This window comes from Priestia sp. 53B2, assembly GCF_056099005.1.
Map to the genome: position 1 here is coordinate 458,899 of NZ_JBLZXA010000030.1, position 12,567 is coordinate 471,465.

General features: G+C 37.7%; 11 protein-coding genes and 1 pseudogene. 3 read left to right on the forward strand and 9 right to left on the reverse strand.

Annotated features, from left to right (window positions below):
* Positions 1-76: 76 nt before the first annotated feature.
* From ACN6NE_RS27045 to ACN6NE_RS27070, 6 genes and pseudogenes are all read right to left on the reverse strand, one after another.
* A pseudogene (locus ACN6NE_RS27045) lies at positions 77-294 on the reverse strand (hypothetical protein).
* A gap of 125 nt (positions 295-419) precedes the next feature.
* The gene (nfsA, locus tag ACN6NE_RS27050) at positions 420-1,169 is read right to left on the reverse strand and encodes an oxygen-insensitive NADPH nitroreductase (protein WP_129710406.1); all 750 of its coding nucleotides are present in this window, start codon (positions 1,167-1,169) and stop codon (positions 420-422) included.
* 92 nt (positions 1,170-1,261) lie between these two features.
* Positions 1,262-2,395 (reverse strand): MGDG synthase family glycosyltransferase, encoded by a 1,134-nt coding sequence (locus tag ACN6NE_RS27055; RefSeq protein WP_013057664.1) that lies wholly within the window; start codon positions 2,393-2,395, stop codon positions 1,262-1,264.
* Positions 2,392-2,985, reverse strand: coding sequence for a DedA family protein (locus ACN6NE_RS27060; RefSeq protein WP_013057665.1), 594 nt, complete (start codon positions 2,983-2,985; stop codon positions 2,392-2,394). Before ACN6NE_RS27060 ends, ACN6NE_RS27055 begins: the two co-directional genes overlap by 4 nt.
* 15 nt (positions 2,986-3,000) lie before the next feature.
* Entirely contained in the window at positions 3,001-3,711 is a 711-nt protein-coding gene (locus ACN6NE_RS27065) for a polysaccharide deacetylase family protein (RefSeq protein ID WP_129710408.1), read from the reverse strand.
* 289 nt (positions 3,712-4,000) lie between these two features.
* Positions 4,001-4,603 carry an alpha/beta hydrolase gene (locus tag ACN6NE_RS27070; RefSeq protein ID WP_474328364.1) on the reverse strand — a complete coding sequence of 201 codons (603 nt, stop codon included), beginning with the start codon at positions 4,601-4,603 and terminating at the stop codon, positions 4,001-4,003.
* Between the two features lie 822 nt (positions 4,604-5,425).
* On the opposite strand from ACN6NE_RS27070, the gene ACN6NE_RS27075 reads away from it, so the two are divergent.
* Positions 5,426-7,216 (forward strand): transglycosylase domain-containing protein, encoded by a 1,791-nt coding sequence (locus tag ACN6NE_RS27075; RefSeq protein WP_474328366.1) that lies wholly within the window; start codon positions 5,426-5,428, stop codon positions 7,214-7,216.
* A gap of 35 nt (positions 7,217-7,251) precedes the next feature.
* Here the strand turns inward: ACN6NE_RS27075 and ACN6NE_RS27080 are convergent, their stop codons facing one another.
* Together ACN6NE_RS27080 and ACN6NE_RS27085 are read right to left on the reverse strand one after the other, a co-directional pair.
* Complete coding sequence (locus tag ACN6NE_RS27080) at positions 7,252-8,583, reverse strand: polysaccharide biosynthesis protein (protein WP_028409125.1); 1,332 nt, start codon at positions 8,581-8,583, stop codon at positions 7,252-7,254.
* 294 nt (positions 8,584-8,877) lie between these two features.
* The gene (locus ACN6NE_RS27085; protein ID WP_474328369.1) at positions 8,878-9,795 is read right to left on the reverse strand and encodes a DMT family transporter; all 918 of its coding nucleotides are present in this window, start codon (positions 9,793-9,795) and stop codon (positions 8,878-8,880) included.
* Positions 9,796-9,945: 150 nt separating this feature from the next.
* Between ACN6NE_RS27085 and ACN6NE_RS27090 the strand changes: the two genes are divergently transcribed.
* Positions 9,946-11,322, forward strand: coding sequence for an aminotransferase-like domain-containing protein (locus ACN6NE_RS27090; protein ID WP_129710412.1), 1,377 nt, complete (start codon positions 9,946-9,948; stop codon positions 11,320-11,322).
* A gap of 63 nt (positions 11,323-11,385) precedes the next feature.
* Here the strand turns inward: ACN6NE_RS27090 and ACN6NE_RS27095 are convergent, their stop codons facing one another.
* A complete protein-coding gene (locus ACN6NE_RS27095) occupies positions 11,386-11,784 on the reverse strand; it encodes a FixH family protein (protein ID WP_474328371.1) in 399 nt (132 codons plus the stop codon).
* A 150-nt stretch (positions 11,785-11,934) separates the two neighbouring features.
* Here ACN6NE_RS27095 and ACN6NE_RS27100 point away from each other — a divergent pair, with 150 nt between their 5' ends.
* On the forward strand, positions 11,935-12,501 hold the full coding sequence (locus tag ACN6NE_RS27100) for a hypothetical protein (RefSeq protein ID WP_129710414.1): 567 nt from the start codon (positions 11,935-11,937) through the stop codon (positions 12,499-12,501).
* The last annotated feature ends 66 nt before the right edge of the window (positions 12,502-12,567 follow it).

A 12,567-nucleotide genomic window follows, 5' to 3' on the forward strand; every position in this document is an offset into this window, starting at 1 on the left:
TAGTTAAATTTCTCTATCATTGCTGGCTATGCTTCTTCTTTTTTATTGACCATTTAACGGGTATATTAAGTTTTTTTCACAACAGAAAAAGAGGTTGAGACATAACGAAATGAATCCAATCTAAAGGCGAACAAATGGGATACATGAGCTAAACGCTTGTGACACCGCAGTTGATCTCCGTGCAAGACGTCGCTTTCTGCGGGCGGCTGCTGAGCCTCCTCGTCGCTTACGCTCTTGCGGGGTCTCCTCTGTTCCGCTTTTACCGCAGGAGTCTTCGCCTTGTCCTCCAATCAACTGCTAGAAGGAACTACATAAATGAAACCTATGTTCACCATAACAAAAAAAGCGAACCGCTAATCAAAAATTTTGATCAGCGGTTCGCTTTTCAATTCGGCTAAAATACTTTTTTCCCAGCTTTTTTATTTCTTGTTAAATCCTTGCTTTTCAACAAATTCCTTCATATACATACGCTTAGGATTGGAAAGCATGTCGGCCATTTGACCAGTCCATGTGTCTTGGCGTTTGCCATTTGTTCTTTCGTTGTAATAAGCAGAAATTTCTTCGTTATACGCTGTTAATTCTTTTCTCGTCTGCTCATCGTTCGGCTCATATGTTTCTTCATGATACACATGTTTAAATGGTAAGCGCGGCTTTTTATCCGTAATACCCGCTGGATGTCCAACCGTTAGACCAAATAACGGAATTACATGATGAGGCAGTTTTAACAATTTGCTTACTTCTTCTAATTCGTTACGCAAACCGCCAATGTAACAAGCTCCAAGTCCCATTGATTCAGCAGCAAGCGTTGCATTTTGCGCAGCAAGGGCAACGTCAATAATAGCTACCATAAACTGCTCTGTGCTTTCGAGCGCTGTCGATAAATCTTTTTTCTCCATTTCCGCAATGACATCATGACGATGAAAGTCAGCGCAAAATACAAAGAAGTGTCCATTTGTTTCTACGTAAGGCTGATTTCCTGCTAATTGAGCAAGCTTTCGCTTCATTTCTTTATCTTTTACTCCAATAATGGAATACGCTTGAATATAGCTTGATGTGGAAGCTGCCTGTGCGCTTTCTACAATCGTCTGAATTTGCTCTTCCGACAATGGTTTGTCTTCATATTTGCGAATAGAACGATGATTTAAAATCGTTTCAATAACTGAGTTCATATTATAATCTCCTTTTACTTCATCTAACCTTCTACAGATGTTATCTCTACAGTTAGTTTATCGAATGTAAAAAGAAATAACCAATGTTCTGCTTAAAATTGATTTTGACTTGTCTCATATCGATACAGCTTAAAGTGATCTGCAAGCACGCGATCTACTTTTACTTCTAAGCTGTCTACATATTCGTCCATCCGTTTTATCAAACGGTTTCGTTTCACATCATTTTCTAAAATGTTCTTAAGCTGCTGTTCAAAGGCTTCAGCATCATTAAGCGGTATCAGCAGCTCTTTTTCTTTTAAATATTCAATGTTAATTTGTTCTTGACCGGGAAGAGATGAATGAATAAAAATAGGTAGTCTCTTATGAAGGGCTTCGCTAATTGTCACTCCCCCCGCTTTTGTGACAATGGCATCTGCTCCCTCATATAAATCATTCATTTTCTCTCTCGATTTTACATACGAGACCGCTTTAATTCTCGGGTGGTTTAATTTTATTAGTTCTTGATATAACTTTTTGTTTTTTCCGCACAGCACATAATACATATACGTACAGTTTTGCGGAAGCTGCTGAAGCATTTTGCGTACATTTCCAAGGCCGGAATTCCCTCCGGCAATCAGTATATGTTTCTGTGGCATAAGATGGTCAATCCGTCTTTTTAAAAACGCTTTATGAACGGGAATGCCCGTTACATAAATAGAAGACTCTTTTACACCGTGAACGTTTTGTAAAAACGCTTTTGTATCCTGATCAGGCACGCAGTGAAGCTCAATTCCATTTTTACCCCATACGTCGCTTACTAAGAAGTCTGTGTATACGTTTATAATAGGAAGATCAATGATTCCTTTTTCTTTTAACCCGCTTAATACACAGGAAGGAAAGCTGTGTGTACAAACAATGACATCCGGCTGCTCTGCATCAATTAATTTCTTCATATGGTATTCGATAATCGGCCACTTTTTCACAACAAAATCATCCATCGTATGGTCGTTTTTTTTGTATACATGACCGTAATAAAATTTTTCAAACTGCTTTGGAAAAACAGAAATCCATTTCATGTATATCGATGAAATCATTTGTTCAAGCGGTTTGCTCCAATAACTTAAACAATCAATTTTTTGACAAATAACGTGCGAAAAACGCTCCATGATGGCATCCATAACGGCGTCTGCTACTTGGTGATGACCAGATGGCATCTGAAAAAGCGGTAAGAATAAAACCTTCCTCATTGACCATCCCTCCTCTCAAGACGTTTTCGGTTTCTTTTTCTTTTTATAAGTAAATAAATGACAAAAAAAGCTACAGCGCCCATGATAATATACGAAATATGAATTCGATCTCCTACGTAGTAACCTAGAATCAGAAAAGAAAGGACCCATACTAGACTTCCTACTACCGATAACAATAAATAAAGCAAAAACGGATAGCGACTTATTCCCGCCATATATGGGCTAATCTGACGCAAGCCTGGAATATATAAACCAAATAAAATAGTCCATATCCCATATTTATGGTAGCTGCCGCTTGCGGCTTCAATTTTCTCTTTGGTTAACCCTACGTATTTTCCGTATTTATCAAAAAACGGGGTTCCTGCATACCTTCCTAGCCCGTAAGCAGTAAGCATTCCAGTTATAACACCTAAAAAAGCAAAAAGAGATGATTCGTATAAGTTCAGCTGATGTTTGGCAATAAACATGCCTAATAATATTAAAAATGATTCTTCAGGCGCTGGAATTCCAACAATCCCACAAAAAAGTACAAGTAAAATAACAATATAACCATAGGAATGTATATACTGAGAAATAATTGTTAAGTCCACTGCTCGCTCCTCTATTTACGATTGATTCATCAATTGCTGCATGGTTATACTTTCATACCCTTGCTGTTTTAAGTAAGGTAAAAATTCTTCTAACGCCGCAATCGTCATTTCAGGTGCTTTTTCATCTGCTCCCGGGGTATCTCCATTGTCGTGTAACACAAAAATGGCTCCATCTTCTACTTTACGCATTAGTTTTTGAACTAATGCCGTTTTCGTTGTTTTTAACGTCCAATCCTGAAAGATTCCTGTCCAGATCACAAGGTGATATGGCTTGGCCATTGATAAACTGCTCATATTTAAATGTCCCCACGGCGGACGATAAAAAAGCGGCTTTTGATTTGTTACTTTCTCTATAACCTGTGCACATTGATGAATTTGTCTTTTTAATTGCCAAGGTGTTTGCGTCCATGCACTCACATGCCGATAATGATGTATCGCTACTTCATGTCCTTCATCGATCATCCTGTTTAAAATAGACGGGTGTTTTTCCCCTAGTTCTCCCACAATAAAAAAAGTAGCTTTCATTTCATGCAGTTTGAACAAGTCCAAAATTTTTGGCGTATAAACAGGATGAGGTCCATCGTCAAATGTTATAGCTATTTTATGCTTTTTTGCCCCTTTTATTATGACTGATGAATGATAGCGACGGTAAAGGGTTTGCGAAATGATGGTATATACACATATAACCATTAGAACGAAAAGTAAAACAATAAAAAAACGAGTCATATGCTTTTAACCATCCTTTTGAATTTAAATCCTGCATTTATTATAACGGTTTACTCAGACTTTGGTTTCATTTTTTTGTGATAGAAGCCAGGAATTTTAAAATAATTTAATACTTTACCTAAAAATAGCTGTTTTGCAAGGATATACCGGAAATAAAATGATATCATAAAATTTCCCTTCATTCAGTAAAAAAAGTACTTTTTACCATTTATATCTATCTTTTGTACGATAACTGTCATTATTTTTAAAAAATAAAAAACTTCCCGCACGAGTGCGGAAAGTTTTTAAATTAAAATTTTGACCGATACCATTTTTCAGCTGCTTCAATTTCTGTTCGTGTTAACTGATGACCAAATGATTCCCAATACACCTGTACGTCCGCTCCGGCTTTTTCTAAAAGCGCAGAAAGTTCTTCCGTTTCTGATGCTGGGCAAATAGGATCGTTTGTACCTGCGCCGATAAAGATAGAAGCGTCGGTCTTAGGCACTTCAATTCCTCTTCTTGGAACCATCGGATGAAGAAGAGCCGCCCCTTTTAAAGAATTCTTATAATGAAATAGCAAACTTCCTGCAATATTGGCACCATTTGAGTAGCCTACAGCTACGATGTTGTTTCGGTCGAATGAATATGTTTCAGCCGCTTCATCTAAAAATTGATGAAGTTCTTTTGTACGTTCAATTAAATCTTCTATATCAAATACTCCTTCTTGTAAACGTCTAAAGAAACGGGGCATTCCGTTTTCTAGTACATTTCCTCTTACAGATAATACGGAGCAAGAGGAATCAATCATATCTGCAACAGGAAGCAGATCTTGTTCTATACCTCCTGTGCCATGCAATAGCAATAAAGTCGGTTTCGTCTCGTCCATTCCTTTTTTAAAAATATGTTTCACGTATATCCACTCCTTTTAAATATCTCGAATTAAAGATAATTTTATTATAAGAACTTTCGAAGCATTTGTAAAGGAACTACTGTCAAAGAAATACCTGTATGTTTTGCTGGCAGTATCACATAATACTGAATAACTTCATATAGCCATTGCTCATATGCAGCTAGGTATTTAATTCGTTTGACTTAGAACAGGGAAAGAAATATTCCACTTTTAGCTAAGTGCTCCCGTCAAAAGGTGGATAATGATTAAAACTCCCCCGTCCTCCGTCGTATAAAAAGTGCCCTGGTCTGATAAATTAGTTAATTTTTGCTTTATTTCGTTACTTTCAACAGATATCAGCATTTATACCCGAACGTACTAAATCGTATTTCGTATACGTGTTATAACGACTTTTTTCTATGAGAAACAGAACGTAAAATACCAGCTTGTTTTTTTATAAAGGGGAACAAAGCCCCGAATGGTGCTTTATACGACTTTATTTGACAAACACAAATTTATGGGTAAACTAAGTTCAGATGATTGTATTTTACTTCGTTTCAGTTTAATAAAAAAACGAAGCATCTGCGAGTAAGCAAAAAATAACTGCGTAAAGAGCTATTTATGTCAATCATCTTATACCCTAAAAACTTACCTGCACTTGAATAATAGCCTTTATTAAACTTAGCGCGTCAGCTTGTGAACGTTAATACTTTATCATCCATCTCTCTATTAAAAGATTGAATGGGTCAACAAACTTTAGCATTCTTTACATAACGACCTTGTAAAGACGAAGAATGTAGCTATGTGTGAACATGGAATTATTACTTAGTGGAGTGAACCAACATGAGGAAATTTATTTTAGCCTTTTTAGTCGTTGTTTTAATTGTAATGCTAGGAGTTACCTATGTATTAAAGCAATTTCAGCAAACGGCTGATTTATCTTACTCGAAACTGCAGTCGGTTCAAAGTACGGTAGTCTATGACAAAAATGACCGTAAGATTGACGAATTGTATAAAACCGTTCCCCGTCAAAATGTTTCGAGCAGTGAAATTCCCGATTATGTAAAAATGGCGTTTGTTGCAACGGAAGACCGCCGCTTTTACAAGCATTTTGGGATTGATTTACAAGGTATTGGCCGCGCACTTTTTAAGAACATTGTAACAATGAGTAAAGCTGAAGGCGCAAGTACCATTACACAGCAGTTAGCAAGAAATCTTTACTTATCTAGTGATAAGACCATTAAACGTAAAGTAGATGAAATGTTTCTATCACTAGGCTTAGAAAGACAATTTACAAAAGATCAAATCTTGGAATTATATTTAAATCAAATTTATTTCGGAAGCGGTGTATATGGTATTGGTGCAGCTTCTCAGCTTTATTTTAATAAGCCTGTATCAGATTTGACCGTAGGCGAAGCTGCGCTTTTAGCAGGACTGCCAAAAGCGCCGAGTACGTATTCACCAAGCAATAGTACAGAAAAAGCGACAGCCCGACGAAACGTTGTATTAAGACTGATGCATGACCAAAACGTTATTAGTGACACGCAGTATCAACAAGCACTAAACGAACGTGTTGTAAAGCCAAGCATTCCGGTCAAAAAAGCAAACCAAAATCAGGCCTTTATTGACTACGCCATCAAAGAAGCTGCTCAGCAGTACGGCGTATCAGCTGACGATCTTTATGAAGGCGGCTATGCGATTTACACAGATTTTGATCCTAATTTACAGGAATCGATTAATAACTCTGTAGCAAATCATACGTTCCGAGATGATGACATTAACAGCAAAGTAGAAGTAGGAATCTCAGCTGTCAATCCTAAAACGGGCGCTATTTCGGCTATGTATGGAGGACGCAGCTATGAGCGGAACGGTTTAAACCGCGCTACTAGCGGCTATCAGCTTGGCTCAGCTATTAAGCCGTTAGCTGTATACGGTCCTGCATTAGAAACTGGAGACTATACGCCAACTTCACTGTTAAGTGACGAACGCCAGGACTTTGGCGGTGGATACAGTCCTAAAAATGCAAATGGACAATATCAAGAGCATGTTACAATGCGCCAAGCGCTTACTCGTTCGCTTAACGTTCCAGCCGTTTGGCTTTTAAATGAAATAGGTACTCGCACCAGTGCAAAATTCATGGAAAAAGCTGGGCTTCCTCTTGAAGATGACGATAAGTCAAAATTAGGACTTGCCCTTGGAGGAACGACAACAACGTTCTCTCCCCTTCAGTTAGCACAAGGATACACGACTTTTGCTAACAAAGGCATTATGACTAAACCATACGCGATTCGAAAACTCGAGATGCGCGGCGGTGCAGTGAAGAAGCCGGACATTCAGACAGAGCGAGTAATGAGTGAAGAAAATGCAGATACGATGACATCTATGCTGCAAGATGTCATTGAAAAAAACTATGGAACAGGTGTTAACGCTCGTTCTTCACGAGATGCTGCAGGTAAAACCGGTACAACCAACGATGACAAAGATGCTTGGTTTGTCGGGTATACCGATGATGCAGTTGTTTCTATCCACGCTGGCTTTGATAACGCCAATTCTACGCAAAAAACGAAATACTTATCAGGCGGCGGCGGACAAGATCCTGCTACACTGTTTAGCTCAATTATGAATAACTGGTAACCAAAAAACCTCCAACTTCACTGTTGGAGGTTTTTTTACGATAAATGCGTTTTATGCTTAAGTGAAAAAAAGGAAACGTTAATGACTTTGCAAATCGTTACATAATGCAGAACGGTCAAGACAACCACGCCACAGTTCATCCCGATAATAATTCCCTGCATGCCAATATTTGTTTGTGACCCTAAGAAAAACATCAGGGAAAAAGATACAATATGAGACCAAATCGTATGATAAAAAGCATCTTTTACATAGCCAAGTCCAATTAAATAAGCTTGAAGCGGGACGGCAAAGAAGTGAAAAAGAAAATACGGCCATAAAGCCTTTAGATAGTACACGGCCTCTGTAGAATGAAAAAACAAGTTAGTAAGCGGCTCAGCAAAGAAATACATCGCCACTATAGACGGAATCCCATATAAAAATGTCATTTGCATACTTTGAGTCAAAAGTCTTTGAAGCTGTTCTTCCTGATTTTTCGCATGAGCTTCAGATACAGCAGGTATTAGTGCTACTAAAAGAGAATGAGCAAAGAAAGCCGGAAAAAAGCCGATCGACATCGCTACCCCTGTTAGCATACCAAAATGCTGCGTTGCCCCAGTTAAAGTCATGCCTGATAAAACGAGCGCGTGTTTGATTAAAAACGGCTGAACAGCATTACATACCGCATTAAATAAACGCAGTCCCGTGGTCGGAAGTGAGACGCCTAACAGCTTTTTTCGAATCTCACTTGGAGAAAGCAGAGGTCTGTGCCCTCTTGATAAAACACTTAACTGAGTAACATACGTGATAAAAAAATAAAGCAAAATAACAGCTTCGGTTCCAATTAGCGTACAAATCGCAATAAACAGCGACATTTTAACATCTGTGAAAGCAAACATTTGAAAAACAACAAATAAAATCGTTAGCTGAAAGGCTTTGCGGATAAAATTAGACACAGCGATAGTCGTCATATTATTTTTACCCGTAAAATATCCACGAAGCACCGCTGAAAATGAAACAACCGGAATGAAACATAGTACAACCCATTTCAAGTAAGGATGATAGTGACTAAAAAATGGAAAGGCTGCTAATACGGCCAGTGTAATAAAAAAGATTCCCAAGCTCACAGCAGTCGCAAAAATGGTGGCATGCTTCATCATATGCTGATGTTCTTTGCGATGATGTTCAGCAAGAAATTTAGAAATAGAAATAGGCAGTTCTAAGTTGGCTACGGTGGCAATAAGAAAAATGATAGGAAGAACAGTCATGTACATGCCCATGCCTTCCCTCCCTAATTCTCTAGCAAGTACCATATTTACAAGAAATTCAATTAACTCTCCTGCAAAGGCAGCACCTGCTAGAATAAACGTTCCTTTCAAAAAAGTGTTCATCTCGTTATCTCCTCTATCTCCCGTCCTTTTTCATCACTACCTCTTCTCTCTATGTATATGACAAGCCCAATACGAATTATTTGTCTAATTGTATTTTTTCGGTGTACAAGTTCTTGTATAATGTTCAACCTATGTGAAAAAAAACCGTTATATACCTTTTTTACATAGGAAATTCATTCATTTCTTATCTTTTGGCTCGTGAAACTTACATAGAAAAACAGGAGACTGAATGAACCTGCCGATTGCTAACGGGAATAGAGCATGTTGTTTTAATGTAACAAATGCACATATTAGTTAAGCGTCTTTATTCATCATTTTCTGTGGATGCACTTCTTTTTTTGATACCGAGGCGTTTTTGCCTAGTACAACCGAAAAGACAACAATTATTGCTATAGCAAGAGTAAACAGTGTAATTGATTCGCCTAGAAATAGAGCTGCAAACAGAATCATTAAAAATGGCTGTAAATATTGAACCTGGCTAACTCTGGCTATTCCCCCCATAGCCATCCCGCTGTACCAAGCAACGTATGCTAAAAATTGACTCACTACTGAGAGATAAATCAAACTAACCCACGCTTGTAAAGGCGCATGAAGCATCTCAGCTGTAATGCTTAGTCCCACTGGAATCATAAAAAATGGCGCACCGATGATAATGGCCCAAGCAATAACTTGCCAGCTGCCTAATTCTCTTGCTAACACCCCTCCTTCTGCGTAGCTCAGTCCAAGTATCAGCACCGCTGCTAGTAAAGCTCCATCGGCAAACTGCAGTTGGCCAAAGCCTAGGTGAAGAGCATACACGATAACAGCTGCAGAACCAATCATGCTTGATATCCAGAATTTTAAAGAAGGACGTTCACCCCCTCTAAACATCGCAAAACCGGCTGTGGCTAATGGTAAAAGAGCGAGTTCAACCGCTCCGTGAGAAACAGGCAATGATTTCATTGCCCAAGAAGTGAGCAGAGGAAACCCTAAAACTGCGCCTAAAGCAACGATCAGCAGACTTTTAAATTGGCGAAGAGAAGGAAATTTTTCTTTTCGTACAATCAATATCACAGCTACTAAAACAGCAGCTACAGCTGTTCTTCCTAAACCGGCGACTGTCGTTCCGAAATACTCGACTGCAATGCTTGTAGAAGGAAGGGTTAAGCTAAAACAGATAACGCCTACTAATCCCAACAATACGCCCATTTTCTCTCTAATTTTCTTTTGCATCTTACCCTACCCCTGTCTTTTTATTTTTCAGAACTGTACCATTTTTCTAAAAAAATTTCTGATATAATTAAAAGGATAGCGCAGGACAACTACTAAAATAAATCATTCTTTTACCTATCTGTACGGGTACACATTAAAGGAGTAGGACCTATGAGTTTAAAATATCTGAAAATCATGGAAGAAATTAAGCTTGGCCTAGCAACTGGATCGCTTATTGCAGGTGGTAAACTCCCTTCTGTTCGCCGACTATCCCAACATTTTTCGTGCAGCAAGAATACCGTTATCAAAGCGTACAGCGAACTAGAAAAAGAGCATTTAATTTATTCTGTTCCTAAAAGCGGCTACTACGTTGTGGCAGAATTTCAACATAGGGCGAATGAAAATGAAGTGATTGATTTCTTGTCTGCTGGTCCAGATAAAAACGTTATGCCTTATCTTGAATTTCAGCATTGTATAAACCAAGCGATTGAACACTACAAAGAAGAGCTTTTTACATACTCTGATCAACAAGGCTCTTACTCATTGCGGGTACAGTTAGTGAAACACTTGCAGAACCTACAGGTATTCACTCAAGCTGAAAGGTTAGTTGTTGTATCCGGATCTCAGCAAGCTCTTCACTTACTAGTTTCTATGCCCTTTCCAAATGGAAAAAATAATATCCTAATTGAACAGCCCACTTATTTCGGTTTTATCGAGTCTCTTACGCTGCACCAAGCTACTACTTTTGGGATCGAGCTATCGATGAAAGGGATTGATCTTGATCGTTTGGAGTACATTTTTCGAAATAATGATATAAAATTTTTCTACATTATTCCAAGATTTCACAATCCTCTTGGACATTGTTATACAAATTTTGAGAAGAAAAAAATCGTGGAGCTAGCCGAAAAATACGATGTATATATAGTGGAAGATGACTTTTTGGGCGACCTTGATCCCGATGCAAAATCAGATCCTTTATTTTCTTTTAATCCTTCTGGACGAGTTATTTACATTAAAAGCTTTTCGAAAATCTTTCTTCCTGGGTTACGTATTGCTGCTGTCGTGCTTCCTTCGTTAATGAATAGCAACTTTTTACGGTATAAATTCAGTTCAGATTTTAATAGTTCAGCGCTTTCCCAAGGTGCTCTGGAAATTTATTTAAAAAGCGGCATGTTTACTAGTCATCTTAAAAAGATAAAAGAAGTATACCATACCAAAATGCAAACTCTTGTAGAAGCATGTGATTCACTGCTACCCGCTCATACACATTTTTCTAAACCAACTTCAGGATTCTATTTATCCATTAGTTTACCTGAGCATGTGACAGCAAAACAGATCGTTCACATGCTAAACGAGCAGCACATATATGTTGATGATGCTTCTAGATTTTTTTTACCAGAATACAAACGAGACACTCTTCTCCGATTAAGCATCTCACAAGTAAATACGAATACGATCAAACGAGGAATTGAACAGCTGGCTCAGTGCATTACTTTAATTGATGATAGAAAACATCATCCTATTCCAAATAACCTTTTCCCCTTGTAGAATGGGAATTCAATGGGCATACTAAACGAAAAGAAGCCAAGGAATTAGCATCCTTGACTTTTTTTATTTAACCGTAACGGTTATAAGAGGCATGTTATGCGTTCCCTTTGCAGAAACATGTGATTGCACGGTATATGTGCCAGGCTCAGAGAAAGATGTTTGTATTTCATATACACCTTCTCCTATTTGTTTAGGCTTTAACATTTCCCCTTTCCCTTCGCCATCTTTTTTCTCTATTTCAAATTCAATCATTTCAACATCATCATTTTTTACTTTTTCGTCTCCATATGTAACTTCGGCTTTGTAGATACCGCTTTCATTTTTCTGTAACGCCTTTGGGCCTTGAAGATTTACGTCCAACGGTTTTGGCTGCTCAGCATTTGTGCTTTGAGCAGGTTCCTGACCACAGGCTGTTAAAAGTAAACAAAGACTGATTATAGATATACTTATTCTTTTTTTCATGTATTCATCTCCTTTTTAAACCCTTTGTTTAACTATAACGCGTATTGCAAAGAAAAAAATGAATTTTTCTAAAAAAGAAAGATTTTTAAAGAATTTTTAAGAAAAAAAGTTCATACTGACACTAACTAGTTTTTTCCAAGGAGGAAGAAAATGAATTCAGCTAAAAAATCATGGCTACAGACATTAATCAAAAATAAAAGTGAGCGTAAAAAAGTGATCTTTATCTTTACTATCTCTTTTTTACTAGTTGTAGCAGGGCTTATTTACATCCCTATTTATAAACATTCCCTTCCGATCGATTCTAAAATATATGAAGGAAATTTTAAAGAGCTTGGTTCAATCGCACGAATTGGTTTCTTTGCAGCTTTAGCCATTTATCCTATTTTTTTATTATTAAAATGGAAACCGTTATCGCACATAAAAAAAGGAAATTTTGAGTTGAAACCGCTTATCCAATTTTTAGCCAAGTACGTTCGTCAGTGGCACGTTCCCATTGCGCTTATATCAACGGCCTTGATTATTTTACATGGTTATATGGCTTTAATAAAAGGATTTCAAGCAGATTTTACGTACTTTTCAGGAATTATTACGATGGCTGTTCTAGCTTGTTTACTCGTGATGGGCGTGAAGCGCTATAAGCGTACAGATAAAAAGTGGCATCTTAAATTTGCTATCTCTTTTTTGGTTTTGTTTATGATTCACGCTACCTTTTCATAACTTGCCATTGTTTAAAGTTTTTTTATATAGGGTACAGTTCACAATGAATACATGATATGTATCACT